The sequence below is a fragment of the Collinsella aerofaciens ATCC 25986 genome, from assembly GCF_964259375.1.
GTDB classification, from domain to species: Bacteria; Actinomycetota; Coriobacteriia; order Coriobacteriales; family Coriobacteriaceae; genus Collinsella; species Collinsella aerofaciens_BO.
In genome coordinates this window covers 103,412-122,634 of record NZ_CAXVJM010000005.1, presented here as the reverse complement: position 1 = coordinate 122,634, position 19,223 = coordinate 103,412, and the positions used below count along the sequence as shown (strand labels likewise).

The window sequence follows — 19,223 nt, the reverse complement described above, 5'->3', positions numbered from 1 at the left end:
GCTCATAGATGTCTTCCCAGATGACGGTTATCATCGCCGGTATCGTGCTGGTCGTGGCCATTGTTGTCGCGCTGGTCATCATGCGCCGCGGCGATTCCCGTTTTACCTACGACACGCAGCATGGAACGGCCCCGCGCGCCACTGAGGGCGAGGGCAATACCGCCGCGACCGCCTTCAAGGGTCGCTTCTCCATCCTCACCGCCGGCGTGGGCGCGATGTTTGCCGCGCTCGCCGTCAAGCTGTGGGGCATGCAGATGGTCTCGTCGGACTACTACGACAAGCAGGCCAAGAGCAACCAGACCCGCACTGTCACCACGCCGGCTGTGCGCGGGCGAATTCTTGATCGCAACGGTGTTGCGCTGGTCAAAAACCGTCCCTCGCTTGCCGTCGTCGCCTATCGCGACCTGGCCGATGACACCGTGCTGGTGCGCCATCTTGCCAACGTGCTCGGTATGCCCTACGTTGCGGTGCTGCGCAATATCCAGGACAATTCCGAGGGCGCTCAGAGCCTGCATACCATCGCGACGGACGTGCGCCGCTCCACGGTTGCCTATATCAAGGAGCATGCCGGCGAGTTCCCGGGCGTGAAGATTGCCGAGCGCACCGAGCGCCAGTACCCGTACGGCGAGACGGCCTGTCACATTTTGGGCTATACCGGCACCATTACCTCCGAGCAGCTCGAGGCGCAGAACAAGAAGGCTTCGGGCGATAACGATAGCGCCGCCGGTCATATTACGTACCAGTCGGGCGATATCGTGGGCCAGGCGGGCGTCGAGAGCTACTACGAGAACTTGCTGCAGGGTATTCGCGGTGAGCAGACGGTGAAGGTCGATGCCTCGGGCAACGTGACCGGACAAGCCGGCGCCGTGCCTGCCAAGGCCGGCTCTGACATTAAGCTCACGCTTGACCTCAAGATTCAGCAAGCCTGCGAGACGGCGTTGGCGAGTGCTATCGAACTTGCCAAGACCACGGGCTACAGCAACGCCGGCAACGGCGCTGTGGTGTGTCTCGATCCCAACAATGGCGAGATCCTGGGCATGGCGAGCGAGCCCAAGTTCGATCCGTCCGTCTTTATCGGTGGTGTCTCAAACGACGTATGGACCGAGCTCAATGATGACAAGGGTTCGCATCCGCTGCTCAACCGCGCTATTAGCGGACAGTACATGTCGGCCTCGACCATCAAGCCGCTCTCTGCTCTGGCCGGTCTTGAGTTTGGAACCTACACTTCAACGCAGACAACCAACTGCACGGGCTATTGGACGGGCCTGGGCAAGGCTTGGGGCAAGCGCTGCTGGCTGACGTCTGGCCACGGCACCATGACGCTGCAGTCGGGTATCGCCAACTCGTGCGACCCCGTCTTCTACGACATGGGCAAGGCGTTCTTCTATGACGAGCAACATTCCGAGGGCCTGCAGGAGGTCTTTCGTCGCTGGGGCCTAGGCAAGACCTGCGGTATCGATCTGCCGAGTGAGGGCGCGGGCCGTATTCCCGACGCCGAGTGGAAAGAGTCGTACTTTACCGATGCTTCTGCTGAGGACCGCAAATGGAACGCTGGCGATATGACGAATATCGCTATCGGCCAGGGCGACATCCTGGTGACGCCCCTGCAGATGGCGTGCGCCTATATGGGTCTTGCCAACGGCGGCAAACAGTATGTGCCTCACGTGTTTTTGTCTGCCGTGTCGCGCGATGGCGACGGTGATGCCTATAAGTACAACGGCAAGGGCAAGAAGAAGCGCTTGGAGGCCAAGATCAACAGCGATTCGGATTTGGCTCTTGTTCGCAACGGCATGCACGACGTGATTTATACGGCATCGACGTCCCTGGCGGCACACTTTGGTACCCTGACGCCGCAGGTATACGGCAAGTCGGGCACGGGAGAGAAAAGCGGCGAGGACGAATACGCGTGGTTCTGCGCCTATGCACCGGCCGATGATCCCAAGTATGTCATCGCTACAATCCTGGAGCAGGGCGGCGGTGGCTCAGATACCGCAATGCATGTCGTGCGTGACGTGCTCGGCGTGATTTATGACGAGCCCGATACCTCTTCGGCTTCGGGCGATTCTTCGGTTCGATAGGAGGTTGCGATGGACTTTTCGCCGGCGGATTTGTTCCGCTCAACCAAGACCGGCTCCCGCAGCAGCCTAGACCGCGTTAACAAGCAGCTCTCGGCCTCGCGCGGCACGTTCCGCCAGAAGGTACACATCGGTGTGCTCGTGGCTACCATCGCGCTCGTTGCCTATGGCGCCATCATTATTTGGTCGGCCTCGCAGTTTAAGGCCGATGCCTCGTTCTCGCGCCACCTGCTGGGTATTGGCATTGGCGCGGTGCTGGCGGTGCTCGTCTGGCGCACCGACCTGCGTGGCATTTCCAATTTCTCGACGGCGCTGCTCGTCATTGACCTTATTGTGATCTTCTCGCCCAAGATTCCGGGCCTGTCCTATACGGGCGGTCTGGGCATGACGGGCTGGATCAAGATCCCCGGTATCGGCCTGACCTTCCAGCCCGTTGAGCTCGCCAAGCTCATCACCATCTTCTTTATCGCCACGCTTGGCTCGCAATACAACGGCCGCATCGATACCGTTCGCGACTACGTCAAGCTCTGCGGTATGCTGTCCATCCCGTTTTTGGCCGTCGTCGCCATGGGCGACCTGGGCTCGGGCCTGGTCGTGCTGGTCTCGGGTGCCATCGTCATCTGCATGAGCGGTGCACGCCGCGAATGGGTGCTGTCGACCTTGGCCCTCCTGGTTGGTTTGATTGCGCTCATCTTGGCGCTCGACTCGGTCTTTGATTCGCTCCTTGGCCACGACGTGCTTATCAAGCAGTATCAGATGAACCGTCTGACGGTCTTCATCGACCCCGACAATGCCAATTCGGATGATGCCTACAACCTGCAGCAGTCGCTCATTGCCGTCGGTTCGGGTGGCTTCTTTGGTAAGGGCCTGGGCCACGCGACGCAGTCGGCCGGCGGCTTTCTGCCCGAGTTCCACACCGATTTCGTCTTCGCCTTCCTGTCCGAGACGTTCGGCTTTTGCGGTTCCTTTTTGCTTCTGTGCCTCTACGTGCTGCTGATCTTCTCGACAATCCGCGTTGCCTTTAAGTGCGAGTCACTGTTCTTGCGCCTATCGTGCGTGGGTATCGTCGGCATGTGGGCGTTCCAGACCTTCGAGAATATCGGCATGTGCATTGGCATGATGCCGATCACCGGTATTCCGCTGCCGTTTATTAGTTTTGGTTCGTCGTCGATGATGATTCAGCTGCTGACGGTGGGTATCGTACAATCCATATGGCGGCATCGTTCGGGCGCCGCGTAACCGCTGGAGGGGTTTGCCATGAAAATTCCCGTAGATAAGTTGACCAGCGCTTTTAAGATGGGCGCGTCTGTTAAGAAGGATTCCGATACACCGGTGCGTGTCTCGGTTTACCTTGATTCGACTGCGTCTCGCTTTTTGGTCGAGACGGTGCGCGATGCCTTTGTGCCGCAGACGACTTCGGGCATTGTGCGTGTTGATCGCCTGGGGGAGGACCGTATCGTTCCCAAGGCCGATACCGACGTGGTGTTGGTCCTCTCGTGCGGATCCGACCGCCTGGAGAGTGCTGTGCAGGAGCTCGTGATTGCCGGCGCGCCCGTGTGCGTGCTTGCCGAGTCCGCCGTCGAGGTACCGTTCGTTGAGGAATCTACGCCCATGCTCGGCGTGGTGGCGGCGACCGATAAGACCTATCTGCTCGAGACGCTTGCCCGCTGGATTCTCGATCGTACGAACAAGGAGACGGCTTTTGCCGCCAACTTTGCCTTTATGCGCATCGCGGCGGCAAATCGCATCATTACCTCGTGCGCGCTCACCAACATGGCGACGGGCGCCTTGGTGTTTTTGCCGGGTGCCGACTATCCCGTGATAGCGCTGGCGCAGGTGGGCATGCTCTTTGAGCTTGCAGCTGTTTTTGGACGCGGCATAAAGCCCGAGCGCGGCTATGAGGTCGCGGGCGTGCTCGCCGGCGGTCTGGTGATTCGCGCCGTCACCCGCGCATTGGTGAAGCAGACGCCGCACATCGGCTTTGTCGTTAAGGCGCTTACCGCCGCCGCGGGTACCTATGGCATGGGCCGCGCGCTCGTGTCGCTCTACGAGCGCGATGTGGACTACAGCCGTGCCAACGAGGTCGCTGCCGCCACGTTCTCGCGCGTTCGCGACCTGGTGACCACGGTCGCCGGTGCCACCCGTCCCATGAGTCCTTTCGAGGATGCATCCGATCTCGCTGCTTAGGGGTTTCTTTTGCGCGTTCCATACCAAGATTGTTTTCATCTGATCGAGCCTTTGCTCGCCAAGGTCGAAAAGCCGAGTCGCTATATCGACCACGAGTGGGGCACGCTCTCAAAGGCCGATGCCGACTATCGCTGCTGCATGATCTATCCGGACGTGTATGAGGTCGGTCTGCCCAACCAGGGCATCGCCATTCTCTACAACATTCTTAATCATGCCGAGGGCATCTCCTGCGAGCGCGGCTACGTGCCGTGGCCCGATATGGGCGATGCCATGCGCGAGGCGGGGATTCCGCTGCTGTCGCTCGAGGGCGCAGCGCCCGTGGCCTCGTTTGACATCGTCGGCATGCACGTGCCGCATGAGATGGCTGTGACGAACTTCCTCGAAGCGCTCGATCTCGCCGGCATTCCTCTGTTGGCTGCCGACCGTACCGAGGACGACCCCATCATCGTTGCCGGTGGTCCCTCGGTGTATAACCCCGAGCCGTACGCGGCATTCTTCGATGCTATCCTCATTGGCGAGGGCGAGGAGTCGCTGCTCGAGATCTGCCAGCTGCATCGCCGCTTGCGCGACGAGGGTGTTTCGCGCGCTCAGATTGTCGAGCAGCTCGCGACGGTCGCCGGTACCTATGTGCCGTCCCTGTATGAGGTGCGCCATGACGAGCCCTGCTCGCCGCATGGCTACACCGTGCCGCGCGAGGGCAAGGACGTCCCGCCGGTAGTCTACAAGCGCGTCGTCGAGGACTTTGGTGCCACCAATCCGCTTTCTCAGTCGTGTGTGCCGTATGCGCAGCTCGTCCACGATCGCCTGTCTATCGAGATTCTGCGTGGCTGCGCCCGCGGCTGCCGTTTTTGCCAGGCAGGCATGACGTATCGTCCGGTACGCGAGCGCTCGGCCGACCAGATCGTGTCATCGGTGATCCAGGGCTTGGAAAAGACTGGCTATGACGAGGTGTCGCTTACCTCGCTTTCGACGACCGACCACTCCTGCATCCGCGACGTGCTCGGTAGGCTCAACCGTCGTCTGGAGGACACGGGCATTCGCGTGTCCATTCCGTCGCAGCGCTTGGATTCGTTTGGCGTTGATATGGCCGAGTCGGTCGCCGGCGAAAAGAAGGGCGGCCTGACGTTCGCGCCCGAGGCGGGTAGCCAGCGTATGCGCGACATCATCAACAAGAACGTGACCGAGGAGGACTTGGATCGCGCGGCCAAGGCCGCCTTCGAGGCCGGTTGGAACCGCATGAAGCTCTACTTCATGATGGGCCTTCCCGGGGAGCGCGACGAGGACATCGTGGCTATCGCCAACCTGGCCGATCACGTGTTGGAGCTCGGCCGCTCCGTGGTGCCCAAGGCGCGCCGCGGGTCTATCTCGGTGTCTATCTCTGTTTCTGTGTTCATCCCCAAGGCGGCAACGCCCTTCCAGTGGTGTCCGCAGCTCGATTACGACGACGTCAAGCGCCGCCAGAAGCTGCTCATTACGAGCGTGCGCAACCGTGCCGTTCGCGTGCATTACCACGATGCGGAGACCTCGCTTATCGAGGCTGCGCTCTCCCGTGCCGGTCGCGATATGACGCCGGTCATCATTGATGCCTGGCGTGCGGGCTCGCGCTTCGACGCTTGGGTGGAGCACTTTTCGCTCGACAACTGGAAGGGGGCCGCTGCCAAAAACGGCATCGACCTCAACGAGCTGGTGCACCTGCCCTACGAGCTGGACTGGCGCCTGCCCTGGGAGCACGTGAGCCCCGGCTGCTCGCGTGGCTTCCTCGAGCGCGAATACCGCCGTTCGCTCGAGGGCGTCACGACGCCCGATTGCACCCGCACGTCGTGCACCGGCTGCGGAATCTGTCCCACGCTCCACGCCAAGAACGTATTGATGGGTGATCGCGCATGAGTGAGCGCTTGACCGACAACCCCACGCTCTTTAGGCTGCGCGTTCGCTACGGCAAGCGCGATCGCCTCAAGTACCTGGGCCATCTGGAACTAATCCATACCATTGAGCGCATCGTGCGTCGTGCGGGCCTGCCCTATGCCGTAACGCAGGGCTTCTCGCCGCATATGCGCGTGGGCTTTTCGTCGGCGCTGCCCGTGGGAACGTCGTCGACCTGCGAGTGGTATGACCTGTTTATGACCGAGTTCGTCGCGCTCGACGAGGCCTTTGAGCGCCTGGCGGCGGCATCGCCTGCCGATCTGGCGCCTATCGAGGCCGCCTACATCGACGTGCGCACGCCGGCGCTGACGGCTCAACTTACGCGTCTGTCGTACCGCATCGACTTGCACCTGGACCCCGAGGCTCCCGTGAGCGCCGACGAGGTACGCGCCGCGATCGACACGCTGCGCGCGGGTCATGGCATTGACTATGCACGCGGCAAAAAGAGCAAGCGACTTGATCTGGACCATACGCTCGTTGGCTATGAGCTCACAGCGGGGGAGCGTCCGGACCATCTGGTACTCATGCTCGACACCCATGCCGACAACGAGGGCTCCATGCGTCCGGAGATTTTGCTTTCTGCTGCTGATGTTTTGTTGCAGGGCTTGACCCCGGGCGTCGATGCACCTATTGTTTCCACCGGTATGCAAGACCTCGTGACCATCTGCTCCTACGATGTCGAGCGTCAGAATCAAGCATGCGAGGACGACGAGGGCCGACTCGTCAGCCCCATACCTGTGCGAACTTGTGGATTTGCTCCACATACTCGTTGACGGGGGTATTATCGCCTGCTACTATATTCGGCTGTTGCACTAACTGATGCATGAAGGGCAAGTAAACATGTACGCAATCGTTAACACGGGCGGCAAGCAGTACAAGGTCGCCACCGACGATGTCATCACCGTCGAGAAGATCGAGGGCAATGAGGGCGACAAGGTCACCCTGCCGGTCATCTTCCTCAACGATGGTAAGAAGATCGTCACCGATCCCGACAAGCTGGCCAAGGCCAAGGTTACCGCTCAGATCGTTGAGCAGTTCAAGGGCGAGAAGCAGCTGGTCTTCAAGTTCCACAAGCGTAAGCGCTATCGTCGTCTGAAGGGTCACCGTCAGCAGCTCACCAAGCTGAAGATCGTGAAGGTCCAGGCTACGTCCCGCGCCAAGAAGGCTGTCAAGGCAGAGGCCGAGGCTGTTGCCGAGGCTCCCGTCGCCGAGTAGATTACACTCGTAACGAAAGAGTAGGTATACACAATGGCACACAAAAAAGGACTCGGTTCCTCCCGTAATGGCCGTGACTCCCGCGGTCAGCGCCTTGGCACGAAGCGCTTCGCCGGCCAGACGGTAACCACGGGCACGATTCTCGTCCGTCAGCACGGCACGCACATCCACCCGGGTGAGAACGTTGGCCGTGGCAAGGACGACACGCTGTTCGCGCTGGTCGACGGTACCGTTGAGTTCCACAAGGGTATCAAGCACAGGGTCAGCGTACGCCCGCTCGCGAACGCGTAATTCACCCTTCATAGAGCACATATGTGGGAGGCACTTGAGTTTTAGGATTCAAGGGTCTCCCTCTTTTTTGTAGGAGGCGATTCTGTTGTCACAGTTCACCGATATCAGCCGCATTAACGTGTGCGGCGGCGACGGCGGTGCCGGATGCATGTCGTTTAGGCGCGAGGCCTTTGTCCCCAAGGGTGGCCCCGATGGCGGCGACGGCGGTCGTGGCGGCAATGTCGTCATCCAGGCCGATGCTCAGCTCTCTTCGCTGATCGATTACCGCTTTAAGCATCACTTTCGTGCCGAGCGCGGAACGCACGGTCAGGGCGCCCGCCGTAATGGCAAGAGCGGCGAGGACCTGATCCTTAAGGTTCCCATGGGCACCGTGGTGCGCGAGCTCGATCCCGAGACGCAGACCCCGATGTTCGAGATTGCCGACCTGGTGCACGATGGCGAGCGCGTTGTCGTGGCGCCCGGCGGTGCCGGTGGCCTGGGCAACACGCACTTTGTGACGTCGGTGCGCCGCGCGCCCGCGTTCGCCCAGCTGGGTGAGCCGGCCGAGGAGCACTGGATTGAGCTCGAGATGAAGCTCATGGCCGATGCCGCGCTCGTGGGCTTCCCCTCGGTGGGTAAGTCCTCACTCATCGCGCGCATGAGTGCCGCCCGACCCAAGATCGCCGACTATCCGTTTACCACGCTCGTGCCCAACCTGGGTATGGTGCGTGCCGGTGAGTACTCCTATGTCGTTGCCGACGTCCCCGGCCTTATCGAGGGTGCGAGCGAGGGCAAGGGTCTGGGCCATCAGTTCCTGCGCCACATCGAGCGCACGGCACTTATCATGCATGTCGTCGATATGACGGGCGGTTTTGAGGATCGCGATCCGGTCGAGGACTATCGCATCATCAACCGCGAGCTCGAGCAGTATGGTGCCGAGCTTTCTGAGCGTCCTCAGATCGTTGTCGCCAACAAGTGCGATGCGCCGGGCACGGCTGACAAGATTGCCGACCTCAAGCGCGCCGCGCTCGACGATGGCCATATGTTCTTTGCCGTGTCCGCCGTGACGGGCGCCGGTCTCAACACGCTGATGCTTGCCGTGGGCGAGCAGGTGGCTAAGCTTCGCGCCGAGCTGGCGGTCTCTGATGAGCCGGTCGATCTGCGCGACGAGGAGTGGGAGCGCCGCCGCCTGCAGCGCGAGAAGCGTTTCCGCATTGTTCAGGAAGAGCCCCATGCCTTCCGCGTGGTCGGTCGCGCCATCGAGCGCATGGTCATCCAGACCGACTGGGAAAACGAGGAAGCCGTCATCTACCTTCAGCATAAGTTTGCGCGCATGGGTGTTGACGACGCGCTCGAGAAGGCCGGCTGCCGTGCGGGCGACGAGGTCCGCATTTGCCAGCGCGCCTTTGACTTTGAGGGCGCCGAGGACTTCTCGGAGTACGAGGAGGAGCTTGAGGACGCAGGCGAGGACGTTGCCGTTGAGGTCTTTGACGTAGCCGATGCTGCGGACGAGGACGTCGAGGTTGTCGATGCGGCAGAAGTCGCGGACGATGTCGAGACCCCGGAGGGCGAGTAAGTCATGTCGCTGCGCGGTGGAATTGGTCTGCCTGAGCTGCCTATCAAGGATGGGCAGGAGTTTCGGCTTGGCATTATGGGTGGCACCTTCGACCCGATTCATTACGGGCACTTGGTTACTGCTGAGCAGGCGCGCGAGTCGCTCGACTTGGACGCCGTGCTCTTTATGCCGGCCGGCTCTCCCGCCTTTAAGCTCGACAAACCGGTGACGCCTGCCGAGGACCGTTATGCCATGACGGTCCTCGCAACCGCTGCGAATCCGGCTTTTTTGGCGAGCCGTTTCGAGATCGACCGTCCGGGCGTGACCTATACGGCCGATACGCTTCATGCCCTTCGCGACTTTTACCCGCCTCAGGTAAAGCTCTACTTTATTACGGGCGCCGACGCGATTATCGATATTGTGACCTGGCACAATGCTGATGAGATTGCCGAACTGGCAACCTTTATTGCTGCGACACGTCCCGGCTTTGACATCGATACTGCTCGCGCACGAATCAAAGAGTCGGGCCTGCCGTTTGACGTGCGTTATATCCAGATTCCGGCGCTGGCGATCAGCTCGACCAACATTCGCAAGCGAGTTGCCCGTGGCATGAGCGTGCGCTATCTTACGAGCGAGTCCGTTCTCGGCTATATTCGAAAACGCGGGCTGTATACCGATCTGGGTCAAGAAGATTTTGAGTGATGGGGGTCTACGTTGTCGGTAGAGGATCAGTTTGAGGGCGATGAGCGCGCGCTGCTCAAGCGCATTCAAGAGCTGCTCGATGTGCGTATGAAGGATAAGCGCAAGCGCTACGTGCATTCGCTCGGGGTTGCCGAGACCGCGCTGCACCTAGCCGAGGTATACGGTGTCGACCGCTTTAATGCCGCTGCCGCCGGCCTGATTCATGACTGGGATAAGGTGCTCTCCGACGACGAGCTGGTCACGCGCGCTCTGCATTACGGCATTAAGATTGCCGGCTCTCCGTCTGCCGCGACGCCGCTTTTGCATGGACCGGTTGCCGCCTATGAGCTTCCGCAGCTTTTTCCCGAGCTGTCGCCGGCGGTCTTTCAGGCTGTCGACCGTCACACCGTGGGCGCCTGCGACATGACGCCGCTCGATATGGTGGTCTTTGTTGCCGATGCCATCGAACCCAACCGCCATGGTGATTATGCCCACGCGCTGCGCAAGATGGTGGGGGAGTCGACGCTTGACGAGTTGTTCTTCTCCTGTTTTGCACAGGGTCTGGTCTATGTGATCCAGTCCGGGCGCTATCTTTATCCCACGGCTATTACGATTTACAACCATTACGCCCAGCTGCGCTAGCTCGGGTGCGTCTAGAAAGAGGTATTCCATGGCCGACGAGACCATGACCGACGACCAGATTCTTGAAGGTGTGGAGCACAAGAGCTTCGTTGCCACGTCCGACCGCACTGCCGCCTCGCTGTCCGCGAGCGGTGTCGCCGCCGAGGATGTCGCCCGCGCCGCCGCGCAGGCCGCCTACGACAAGAAGGGCGAGGACGTGCAGGTGCTCGATCTGACCGAGCTCTCCGACGTGTGCGACTACTTTGTGCTCGCCACCGGTACCAATAACCGTCAGGTCGATTCGATTGTCGACGAGATCGAGGAGAAGGTCGCCGAGGCTTGCGGTGAGCACCCGTTCTCCATCGAGGGCCGCGAGCAGAAGACCTGGATGCTCATGGACTACGGCTCGGTCGTCGTTCACGTCTTCACCCCCGAGGCACGCGACTTCTACCGTCTGGAGAAGCTCTGGGGCGACGCTCCCCAGCTCCCCCTCAACCTCCTCTAGAACCCTATTTGGGACGGGGCTTCTCTAGAGCTTCCCTCTACCGTTCGCCGGGCAGTTGCGGTTTTCCGCACCTGCCCGGTTTTCTTTTTGCCCAAAGGCGGTTAATCGTTGAAGCGGGATTGGCGGCCGAAGGATAGGGCGGTGTCGCCGAATTTGTCTCGGACGGCGTCGATGGCGACGGAGAGGTCGCGGCGGTCGCTGGATTGGGCTCCGCGGTCATCGATTTCACAGAACAGGTCGGTTTGGATACCGCCTTGGTGGTTGAAGTCGCTCATGCCGATACCCGCCAGACGCACGTGCATGCCTTCTTGCCAGATATTGTCGAGCAGCTCGAGCGCTACGGCCACAAAGATATTCTCGTCGTCGGTGGGGTGGGGCAAGCGGCGCTGTGCCGTGCGTCCACTGCCGTAAGAGTATTTGAGCTTGAGCGTCACCGTGGCGCCCGTCAGCCCCTGACGGCGCAGGCGGCGCCCAACCGACTCGCCGAGCAGCGCGATCGCCGCCTCGATATCCCCACGCTCAGTCAAATCCTTCGCAAAGGTGCGCTCATTGCTCACCGATTTAACTTCACGTTCGTCATCCAGGCCGGTGACCTCTGATACTTCGAGCCCCAAAGCACGCTGACGCATGCGCTCGCCATTCACGCCAAAGATTGCAGCCAGGGTGGACTCTGGCGCGCGTGAAAGCTCGCCGAGTGTATAGATGCGCATGCGGCGCAATCGCTCCTCGGCAGAACGCCCGATTCCGCTCATGGCGGACACGGGCAGCGCGGCCATAAACCGCTGTTCCGTACCGGGGCGCACAATGGTCAGACCAAACGGCTTGTCGCGCTCGCTTGCGATTTTGGCCACGGTCTTGTTGCACCCAACGCCGATGGAGCACGTTACCCCCAGCGCCGCAACGCGGTCGCTTATGCGCCGCGCTACCAGTAGCGGATCTTCGGGCGCAAACCGGCCCGGTGTGATATCGATAAAGGCCTCGTCGATGGATACGCGTTCAACGCGCGGGGTCTCGTCGGCGAGAATCGCCATGACCTGCGCGCTCACCTCACGGTAGCGATCAAAGTGTCCGTGCGTCCAAATGGCCTGCGGGCACAGGCGCCGCGCCTCGGCCGAGGCCATGGCAGAATGTACGCCAAAGCGACGCGCCTCGTACGAACACGTGGACACGACGCCGCGTGACTCGGCGTCTCCGCCCACGATGAGCGGTTTTCCGCGCCATTCGGGATGATCGAGCATCTCCACGCTCGCAAAAAATGCATCGAGGTCCATCAGGCCCACCGCCGGACCCGTCCAAGGCGGCGGCGTGACGCCCGCAGCATCCTCATAACCGTATGTATGTTCGCGTCTTTCCATGTTATGAGTATACCGCGCAGCTCATGTGGGGTGCGTGGATGTGCTTGCAAATCGCGAATTCTTGTCTAAGATATGGATTTGCCCTCGACTACACCGAAGAAGTTGGTCTCACGGACTTCACCTGCCCGCGTCGATGGCGTATTATGTTCAACTGTTTGTTTGTAGTTGCAGCCTAAAGCTGCTTGGTTGGAGGAGTTTCCTTTGGCAGTCAAGATTCGCCTTGCTCGTCACGGCGCTAAGAAGCGTCCGTACTACCGTGTCGTCGTCGCCGATTCCCGCGCCCCGCGTGACGGTCGTATCATCGAGGAGGTTGGCCGCTACAACCCGATGACCGCCCCCAAGACCATCAACCTCGACCTCGAGAAGATCGCTGACTGGCAGTCCAAGGGCGCTCAGCTCACCGACGCCGTCGCCGCTCTGGTCAAGGCCGCCAACGAGGGCGAGAAGACCGAGACCGTCGTCAAGAAGTCCAAGAAGCAGCTCGCCAAAGAGGCCGAGGCCGCTAAGGCTGCCGCTGAGGCCGCTGAGGGCGCCGAGGAGTAAATCGTGCCTGAGGTTGACGCTGCACAGCTCGAGGGTGAGGCAATGCTCTCAGATCGCATCGCCGATCTCGTCGAATATCTCGTTGTTCAGATCGTCGACGACCCGGATTCCGTGAGCCTCGAGGTCATCGATGGCGACGACGCCTCCACGATTGAGGTTTCGGTTGCCGAGGATGACGTCGCTAAGGTCATCGGCCGTCGTGGCCGTACCATCAAGGCCATTCGCACGCTCGCCCGTGCACTGGCCGCTCGCCTCGACACTGCTGTCGAGGTAGAGGTTCTGGGCTAGGACCTTGAGGTCCCAGTACAAAAACATCGCCCGTGTGGTAAAGCCGCACGGAAGGAAGGGGGAGGTCCTCGCGCAGCCGCTGCGGGGGCTTCCTTCTGTATTGGAGCCGGGTATGCGTGTCGCCTTGACACCGCCGGCGCTCAAGCGCGACCGTTTTTGCACGGTCACATCCGTTACCGATACGGGCGATGGCGATCTGGTCTCGTTTGAGGGCATAGACGACTTGACGGCCGCCGAGGGCATCACCGGATGCTACGTGCTGGCAAATCGTGACGACTTTGAGCTCGATTCGCTCGACGCCGCCTATACCGACCTTATGGGTCGCGAGGTGGTCGATGAGCGCTTTGGTTCGCTCGGCACGATTGTCGAGATCATGTCGACGCCCGCCAACGATGTTTGGGTTGTCGAGGGCGATCGGTATGGCGAGGTGCTGATTCCCGTGATCGAGCAGGTTGTGCTCGATCTTCCCGACACAGGAACAATTTCCGTTCACGTTATGGACGGCTTGATCGATATGGACAAGTAGGGAGGACAGCATGCTGATCGAGACCCTTTCGGTCTTTCCCGAGATGTTTGAGCCCGTCATGTCCACGTCGATTTTGGGCCGCGCCCGCAAGGCCGGCCTTTTTGATTTTAAGGCGTATAACCTGCGCGACTGGACGCACGACCGCCATCGCACCGTCGATGACGAGCCGTATGGCGGCGGGCAGGGCATGCTCTTGAAGGTTGAGCCCATTGCCGAGGCAATCGAGGCCATCAGCTCCGAGGGTCCCAAGCCCACCGTGGTGTTCTTCACTCCCTGCGGCGAGCCCTTTACGCAGCATGTGGCCGAGCGCCTGCTCAAAAGCGAGCGCCTGCTGTTTGTGTGCAGCCGTTACGAGGGCGTCGACGAGCGCGCCTATGCGTATGCCGATGAGCGTCTATCGATCGGCGACTACGTGCTCACGGGCGGCGAGCTGCCCGCTATGGTCGTAGCCGATGCCGTCGTACGGCTCATTCCCGGAGCCTTGGGCGACGAGATGAGCAACGTGGACGAGTCCTTCTCGACCGCCGAGGACGGTGGCCTGCTTGAGTACGCGCAGTACACCCGTCCCGCCGAGTTCAATGGTGAGGGCGTACCTCCAGTACTCGTAAGCGGCGACCACGCCAAGGTCGATGCCTGGCGTCGTAAGAACGCCATCGAGCGTACCTGTCGTTGGCGTCCCGATCTTATTGAGACGGCTCACCTTACGCCCGAGGAGCGCGCGTACGCGCAAGAGATTCTGGACGCATCGTATTCGCAGAGCGAGGAGTGAGAATGGTCCCATCGCAGCATTCCGTGCTAAAGGGTGCGTTTGAGTGGGTCGTGGTTGTCGCGATCGCACTGGTTGCCACCTTCTTGATTCGCTCGTTTGTGGTCGAACCCTTTGTGGTACCCACCGGTTCCATGGAGTCCACGATCGAGATCGGCGACCAGATTCTGGCGCAGAAGGTGACGCTCGAACTCGGACAGCCCGTCAAACAGGGCGATATCGTGGTGTTTCACAACCCCGATGCCGCGTCCGAGCATGACGTGCTGGTAAAGCGCGTCATCGCCACGGCCGGCCAGACGGTCGACCTGCAGGACGGCAAGGTCGTCGTCGATGGCCAGGCACTCGACGAGGACTATACGACTGGCATGAGCTGGCCGCTTTCGGTCCAAGCCCCCGGCGCTCAGGTGAGCTATCCCTACACCGTCCCTGACGACTGTGTGTGGGTGATGGGCGACAACCGCGAGAACTCTGCTGACTCCCGCTACTTTGGCCCGGTCGACCGCTCCGACTTGATCGCCGTGGCGCTTGTACGCTACTGGCCGCTCAACCGTATCGGCGCTATCGACTAAAAACCGCTATAGTACAGTACCTAACCGTGTAATCGTTTCGACGAGGGGATATTAGAGGCATGAACGCTTCATCGCTTTCCTTCCAAGACATCATCCTGCGCCTCCAGCAGTACTGGGGCGAGCAGGGCTGCGTCATTATGCAGCCCTATGACTCCGAGGTCGGTGCCGGTACCTTCCACACCGCGACCACGTTGCGCTCGCTCGGTCCCGCCGAGTGGCGCACCTGCTACGCTCAGCCTTGCCGCCGTCCCGCCGACGGCCGCTACGGCGAGAACCCCAACCGCATGCAGCACTACTATCAGTTCCAGGTGCTCATCAAGCCGTCGCCGGTCAACGCTCAGGAGCTCTACCTGGGGTCTCTTGCTGCCATTGGCCTGGACCCCAACGACCATGACGTCCGTTTTGTCGAGGACGACTGGGAGAGCCCGACCCTGGGCGCCTGGGGCCTTGGATGGGAGGTCTGGCTCAACGGCATGGAGGTCACGCAGTTCACGTACTTCCAGCAGGTGGGCGGCATCGAGGTCGACCCCGTGCCCGTCGAGATCACCTACGGCCTGGAGCGCATCGCCATGTACGCCCAGGGCGTCAACTCCGTCTACGACCTGGTGTGGAGCTATCTGCCCGATGGCACGCCCATGACTTATGGCGACGTGTTCCTGGAGAACGAGCGTGAGTTTAGCGCCTACAACTTTGAGGTCGCCAATGTTGAGATGATGCGTCAGAAGTTTGACGACTACGAGGCCGAGTGCCACTCCTGCCTGGAGTGTAAGCTGCCGCTGCCGGCATATGACTGCGTCATGAAGTGCAGCCATGCGTTCAACCTGCTCGATGCCCGCGGTGCGCTGTCCGCGGTCGAGCGTGCCAACTACATCCTGCGCGTCCGTGCCGTCGCCAAGGCGTGCTGCGAGGCCTATATGGCCGAGGTCGCCGGAGTCAACGAGAATGCCGATCAGGAAGGCGAGGTGGCGTAAGCCATGGCAGACGCTAAGGATTTCCTGTTTGAGATCGGTACGGAGGAAATGCCCTCTGCACCGCTGAACAATGCCGTCAAGCAGCTTGGCACCATGATCGCCAAGGGTCTCGACGAGGCAGGTCTGGCCCACGGCGAGGTCCGCGTGATCTCGAGCCCGCGCCGCCTGGCTGCGCTCGTTGCCGACGTCGCCACCGCGACCGATGAGGTTCACGAGGTCAAGCGCGGCCCCGCGGCCAACATCGCCTTCGATGCCGACGGTAACGCCACCAAGGCCGCCCAGGGCTTCGCCCGCAAGTGCGGTGTGGCTGCCGAGGATCTGGTCCGTCGCGAGGACGCCGACGGCCGTGGGTACGTATTTGCCGAGAAGAACATTCCTTCCGCCCCGGCCACCCCGATTCTGACGGCCCTGTGCGAGAAGACCATCGCCGGTCTGCAGTGGCCCAACTACCGCTCTCAGCGCTGGGGCCACGAGCACGCCACGTTCGTGCGTCCGGTCCGCTGGATCTGCTGCCTTTTGGGTGAGGACGTCGTGCCCGTTTCGTTTGCCGACGTGACGAGTGGCAACACCACGCGTGGTCATCGCGTGCTTGGCCCCGGTGACCATGTGGTCGCTAGCCCCGCTGTTTACGAGCAGGTGCTCGAGGATGCCGGCGTGCTTTCTGCCGAGCGCCGTCGCGAGGCCATCCTTGCCGGCATCGCCGAGGTCGAGGCTGCGCGCCCCGGCTGTCACGTCGATACGCCCAAGAAGGTCTTTGAGGAGGTCATCAACCTCTGCGAGTGGCCGACGGTGCTTGTCGGTACCTTCGACGAGGAGTTCCTCAAGGTCCCGCACGAGATCATCTGCGAGTCTATGCTCACCAACCAGCGCTACTTCCCGATTTATGACGGCGAGGGCAAGCTGACGCGTGAGTTCGTGATCGTCTCCAACAGCAAGCCCGAGAATGCCGAGCGTGTGATCGACGGCAACGAGCGTGTCGTGCGCGCCCGCCTGGACGACGCCAAGTTCTTCTACGAGGAGGATCTGAAGATCTCTCTCGACGAGTTCCGCGAGCGCCTGGCCAAGGTCGCCTTCCAGGAGAAGCTCGGCAGCGTGCTCGCCAAGTCCGAGCGTATTGAGCAGCTCGCGCTCGCTATTGCCCGCGAGGCTCACCTGGGTGCCCACCTGGCCGCCGACGCCGGCCGCGCCGCGCACCTGTGCAAGGCCGACCTGGTCTCCAACGCCGTCGTCGAGTTCACGAGCCAGCAGGGCGTGATGGGTGGTTACTACGCCACCGCGATGGGGGAGAACGACGAGGTCGCCCACGCCATTCGCGATCACTATCGTCCCCGCTTTGCTGGCGACGAGCTGCCCGAGGGCACCGCTGGCTGCATCGTGGCCTGCGCCGACAAGCTCGATACCATTGCCGGTATCTTTGCCATCGGCGAGCCCCCGACCGGCTCTTCCGACCCGTACGCGCTGCGTCGTGCCGCCATCGGCATCATCAACATCCTGCGCGACCGTCTGCCGATCGACCCCACGTCGCTCATCGACTTTGCGCTCGAGCTCTATAGCGAGCAGGGTATTGTGTTCGACGCCGCCGAGGTCGCCCAGCAGGTCCGTGACTTCTTCCACGGCCGCCTGGTGAGCATGGCCCGCGACGAGAAGATCCCGGCCGACACCGTTGCCGCTGTTTCCGCGGTGCATATCATCGCCCCGTCGGTCTTCTTCGCCCGCTGCGCCGCCCTCGACGAGGCCCGCAAGAACGACGCCGAGACCTTCGACAACCTGGCGACCGCCTACGCCCGCGCCGCGCACATCTCCAAGCCCGAGCTGGGCGCGGAGTACGACCGTGCCCTGATGGGCGATGTCGAGCTTGCGCTTGCCGACGCCTCCGAGGCCGCTCAGACCGCTGTCGATGCCGCCCTCGCCGCCGAGGATTACCCGGCCGCATTCACCGCCCTTGCCGCCCTGCGTGCCCCCATCGACCGCTTCTTCGACGAGGTTATGGTCATGGACAAGGACGAGCAGCTCCGCGATAATCGCCTTAAGCTGCTCAACCGCTTCGAGGCCGTTTTCTCCGGCATCGCCAACATCGGTGAGCTTGCCCGCAAAAAGTAAGCTAGCCTGCGCATAAGCGCAAAAGGAGCCCCGCATGGATTGCCCGGTCACCGCTCGTCCCACCGTTATCGTTATCTCCGACTCGCTCGGTGATACCGCTTGTGAGGTGGTGCTTGCGGCGTCCGGGCAATTTGATGAAGGGGCTTTTCGTGTTTTACGTCTGTCTAAGGTGACCTCGGTGGAGCAGGTCAAGTCGTTTGTGGGCCCGCGAGTCGATGCCGACCATCGTGATATCGCCGTGTTCCATACCATCGTCGATCCGGCGCTTCGTGCTCGCGTGCTCGACTACTTGGGCATGCTGCACATTCGCTCGGTCGACCTGATCGGCCCGACGCTTGCCGTGCTGTCGTCGCTCATTGGTGTGCCGCCCAAGGGCGTTGCGGGTGTGATTCATAAGACCGACGATCGCTATTTCCATCGTATCGAGGCTATGGAGTATTTCGTTGAGCACGATGACGGGCGCGGCTGCGATGATCTGTCGGATGCCGATATCGTGCTGCTGGGTGTATCCCGCACGTCCAAGACGCCGCTGTCGATGTATTTGGCCTATCAGGGCTACAAGGTCGCCAACGTTCCGTTGGCGCACGGTATGGAGCCGCCCAAGTCGATTTACGAGGTCGATCCGTTGCGGTTGTTCGGTCTGATTTCGACCGTCGATGTGATTTCCGAGATTCGCGATAGCCGCCTGGGCGACGACTATGCCCGCGCCGTCGCCGGCTCTTATGCCGAGCCCGAGAGCGTGCGCGGCGAGCTCGAGGAGGCTCGTGCCCTCATGAAACGTCTGGGTTGCTTTGTGGTGCGCACCGACGGCAAGGCGATCGAGGAGAGTGCCTCCGAGATCATCGCTCATATCGAAGAGATTCAAGAGGCAAGAGCCCGCCGTGCCGCCCGCCGCGCCCAACAAAAGTAGCTAATTTGGGACGGGGCTTTTTTAGCTACCCCGGCTGAGGTCGCGAGCTCTTTGGCCGATTGCCTGCGGGGGCAGCTAAAAAAGCCCCGTCCCAAATTAGCTACTTATGATAAAGCGATTTAGCAGTATTTCTTGCATCTGACCTGCAATTTCCTTTGGTGGT

General features: G+C 61.3%; 20 protein-coding genes. 19 read left to right on the top strand and 1 reads right to left on the bottom strand.

The genetic code is table 11. The features are described 5' to 3' along the window. Nucleotides 1-8: 8 nt before the first annotated feature. From mrdA to rsfS, 11 genes are all read left to right on the top strand, one after another. Nucleotides 9-2,078, top strand: a complete 2,070-nt coding sequence (gene mrdA / locus ACEXKH_RS03675) for a penicillin-binding protein 2 (RefSeq protein ID WP_373573118.1) — start codon at nucleotides 9-11, stop codon at nucleotides 2,076-2,078. A gap of 9 nt (nucleotides 2,079-2,087) precedes the next feature. Beyond that, nucleotides 2,088-3,314, top strand: a complete 1,227-nt coding sequence (locus ACEXKH_RS03670) for an FtsW/RodA/SpoVE family cell cycle protein (protein WP_373573117.1) — start codon at nucleotides 2,088-2,090, stop codon at nucleotides 3,312-3,314. Between the two features lie 18 nt (nucleotides 3,315-3,332). Further along, nucleotides 3,333-4,262 (top strand): YcjF family protein, encoded by a 930-nt coding sequence (locus ACEXKH_RS03665; protein WP_373573116.1) that lies wholly within the window; start codon nucleotides 3,333-3,335, stop codon nucleotides 4,260-4,262. A gap of 9 nt (nucleotides 4,263-4,271) precedes the next feature. Beyond that, nucleotides 4,272-6,149 carry a TIGR03960 family B12-binding radical SAM protein gene (locus ACEXKH_RS03660; RefSeq protein WP_373573115.1) on the top strand — a complete coding sequence of 626 codons (1,878 nt, stop codon included), beginning with the start codon at nucleotides 4,272-4,274 and terminating at the stop codon, nucleotides 6,147-6,149. Beyond that, nucleotides 6,146-6,958 carry a TIGR03936 family radical SAM-associated protein gene (locus ACEXKH_RS03655; RefSeq protein WP_373573114.1) on the top strand — a complete coding sequence of 271 codons (813 nt, stop codon included), beginning with the start codon at nucleotides 6,146-6,148 and terminating at the stop codon, nucleotides 6,956-6,958. Before ACEXKH_RS03660 ends, ACEXKH_RS03655 begins: the two co-directional genes overlap by 4 nt. Before the next feature lie 67 nt (nucleotides 6,959-7,025). Next, nucleotides 7,026-7,400, top strand: coding sequence for a 50S ribosomal protein L21 (rplU, locus tag ACEXKH_RS03650; protein WP_035138585.1), 375 nt, complete (start codon nucleotides 7,026-7,028; stop codon nucleotides 7,398-7,400). 33 nt (nucleotides 7,401-7,433) lie between these two features. After that, nucleotides 7,434-7,691, top strand: coding sequence for a 50S ribosomal protein L27 (rpmA, locus tag ACEXKH_RS03645; protein WP_089573443.1), 258 nt, complete (start codon nucleotides 7,434-7,436; stop codon nucleotides 7,689-7,691). A gap of 85 nt (nucleotides 7,692-7,776) precedes the next feature. Continuing rightward, nucleotides 7,777-9,246 (top strand): GTPase ObgE, encoded by a 1,470-nt coding sequence (gene obgE, locus ACEXKH_RS03640; protein WP_373573113.1) that lies wholly within the window; start codon nucleotides 7,777-7,779, stop codon nucleotides 9,244-9,246. Nucleotides 9,247-9,249: 3 nt separating this feature from the next. After that, nucleotides 9,250-9,927, top strand: coding sequence for a nicotinate-nucleotide adenylyltransferase (gene nadD, locus ACEXKH_RS03635; RefSeq protein WP_343000541.1), 678 nt, complete (start codon nucleotides 9,250-9,252; stop codon nucleotides 9,925-9,927). Between the two features lie 87 nt (nucleotides 9,928-10,014). Beyond that, a complete protein-coding gene (gene yqeK, locus ACEXKH_RS03630; RefSeq protein WP_349090464.1) occupies nucleotides 10,015-10,548 on the top strand; it encodes a bis(5'-nucleosyl)-tetraphosphatase (symmetrical) YqeK in 534 nt (177 codons plus the stop codon). Nucleotides 10,549-10,576: 28 nt separating this feature from the next. Then, the gene (gene rsfS / locus ACEXKH_RS03625; RefSeq protein WP_260698852.1) at nucleotides 10,577-11,032 is read left to right on the top strand and encodes a ribosome silencing factor; all 456 of its coding nucleotides are present in this window, start codon (nucleotides 10,577-10,579) and stop codon (nucleotides 11,030-11,032) included. A 101-nt stretch (nucleotides 11,033-11,133) separates the two neighbouring features. Here rsfS and dinB read toward each other — a convergent pair whose 3' ends face one another. After that, complete coding sequence (gene dinB / locus ACEXKH_RS03620; protein ID WP_373573112.1) at nucleotides 11,134-12,387, bottom strand: DNA polymerase IV; 1,254 nt, start codon at nucleotides 12,385-12,387, stop codon at nucleotides 11,134-11,136. A gap of 201 nt (nucleotides 12,388-12,588) precedes the next feature. Between dinB and rpsP the strand changes: the two genes are divergently transcribed. From rpsP to ACEXKH_RS03580, 8 genes are read left to right on the top strand one after another with little or no spacing between them, the layout of a single operon-like run. Beyond that, nucleotides 12,589-12,930 carry a 30S ribosomal protein S16 gene (gene rpsP, locus ACEXKH_RS03615; RefSeq protein ID WP_022094749.1) on the top strand — a complete coding sequence of 114 codons (342 nt, stop codon included), beginning with the start codon at nucleotides 12,589-12,591 and terminating at the stop codon, nucleotides 12,928-12,930. Between the two features lie 42 nt (nucleotides 12,931-12,972). Continuing rightward, the gene (locus tag ACEXKH_RS03610; protein WP_171021534.1) at nucleotides 12,973-13,218 is read left to right on the top strand and encodes a KH domain-containing protein; all 246 of its coding nucleotides are present in this window, start codon (nucleotides 12,973-12,975) and stop codon (nucleotides 13,216-13,218) included. Between the two features lie 34 nt (nucleotides 13,219-13,252). Next, on the top strand, nucleotides 13,253-13,744 hold the full coding sequence (rimM, locus tag ACEXKH_RS03605) for a ribosome maturation factor RimM (RefSeq protein ID WP_343007006.1): 492 nt from the start codon (nucleotides 13,253-13,255) through the stop codon (nucleotides 13,742-13,744). A gap of 10 nt (nucleotides 13,745-13,754) precedes the next feature. After that, nucleotides 13,755-14,513 (top strand): tRNA (guanosine(37)-N1)-methyltransferase TrmD, encoded by a 759-nt coding sequence (gene trmD, locus ACEXKH_RS03600; protein ID WP_373573111.1) that lies wholly within the window; start codon nucleotides 13,755-13,757, stop codon nucleotides 14,511-14,513. Nucleotides 14,514-14,515: 2 nt separating this feature from the next. Then, nucleotides 14,516-15,079 carry a signal peptidase I gene (gene lepB, locus ACEXKH_RS03595; RefSeq protein ID WP_373573110.1) on the top strand — a complete coding sequence of 188 codons (564 nt, stop codon included), beginning with the start codon at nucleotides 14,516-14,518 and terminating at the stop codon, nucleotides 15,077-15,079. Between the two features lie 59 nt (nucleotides 15,080-15,138). Next, complete coding sequence (locus ACEXKH_RS03590; RefSeq protein WP_373573109.1) at nucleotides 15,139-16,050, top strand: glycine--tRNA ligase subunit alpha; 912 nt, start codon at nucleotides 15,139-15,141, stop codon at nucleotides 16,048-16,050. A 3-nt stretch (nucleotides 16,051-16,053) separates the two neighbouring features. Further along, a complete protein-coding gene (gene glyS, locus ACEXKH_RS03585) occupies nucleotides 16,054-18,150 on the top strand; it encodes a glycine--tRNA ligase subunit beta (RefSeq protein WP_373573108.1) in 2,097 nt (698 codons plus the stop codon). Nucleotides 18,151-18,184: 34 nt separating this feature from the next. Beyond that, nucleotides 18,185-19,060: a pyruvate, water dikinase regulatory protein gene (locus ACEXKH_RS03580; protein ID WP_373573107.1), complete on the top strand. Its 876-nt coding sequence runs from the start codon at nucleotides 18,185-18,187 to the stop codon at nucleotides 19,058-19,060. Nucleotides 19,061-19,223: the final 163 nt, after the last annotated feature.

Coding starts and splice junctions, on each gene's coding strand:
- ACEXKH_RS03670 (WP_373573117.1), top strand. CDS start 2,088: ATGGACTTTTCGCCGGCGGATTTGTTCCGCTCAACCAAGACCGGCTCC.
- rsfS (WP_260698852.1), top strand. CDS start 10,577: ATGGCCGACGAGACCATGACCGACGACCAGATTCTTGAAGGTGTGGAG.
- glyS (WP_373573108.1), top strand. CDS start 16,054: ATGGCAGACGCTAAGGATTTCCTGTTTGAGATCGGTACGGAGGAAATG.
- trmD (WP_373573111.1), top strand. CDS start 13,755: ATGCTGATCGAGACCCTTTCGGTCTTTCCCGAGATGTTTGAGCCCGTC.
- ACEXKH_RS03655 (WP_373573114.1), top strand. CDS start 6,146: ATGAGTGAGCGCTTGACCGACAACCCCACGCTCTTTAGGCTGCGCGTT.
- ACEXKH_RS03590 (WP_373573109.1), top strand. CDS start 15,139: ATGAACGCTTCATCGCTTTCCTTCCAAGACATCATCCTGCGCCTCCAG.
- mrdA (WP_373573118.1), top strand. CDS start 9: ATGTCTTCCCAGATGACGGTTATCATCGCCGGTATCGTGCTGGTCGTG.
- lepB (WP_373573110.1), top strand. CDS start 14,516: ATGGTCCCATCGCAGCATTCCGTGCTAAAGGGTGCGTTTGAGTGGGTC.
- ACEXKH_RS03610 (WP_171021534.1), top strand. CDS start 12,973: ATGCTCTCAGATCGCATCGCCGATCTCGTCGAATATCTCGTTGTTCAG.
- dinB (WP_373573112.1), bottom strand. CDS start 12,387: ATGGAAAGACGCGAACATACATACGGTTATGAGGATGCTGCGGGCGTC.
- rpmA (WP_089573443.1), top strand. CDS start 7,434: ATGGCACACAAAAAAGGACTCGGTTCCTCCCGTAATGGCCGTGACTCC.
- nadD (WP_343000541.1), top strand. CDS start 9,250: ATGTCGCTGCGCGGTGGAATTGGTCTGCCTGAGCTGCCTATCAAGGAT.
- ACEXKH_RS03665 (WP_373573116.1), top strand. CDS start 3,333: ATGAAAATTCCCGTAGATAAGTTGACCAGCGCTTTTAAGATGGGCGCG.
- yqeK (WP_349090464.1), top strand. CDS start 10,015: ATGAAGGATAAGCGCAAGCGCTACGTGCATTCGCTCGGGGTTGCCGAG.
- rplU (WP_035138585.1), top strand. CDS start 7,026: ATGTACGCAATCGTTAACACGGGCGGCAAGCAGTACAAGGTCGCCACC.
- ACEXKH_RS03580 (WP_373573107.1), top strand. CDS start 18,185: ATGGATTGCCCGGTCACCGCTCGTCCCACCGTTATCGTTATCTCCGAC.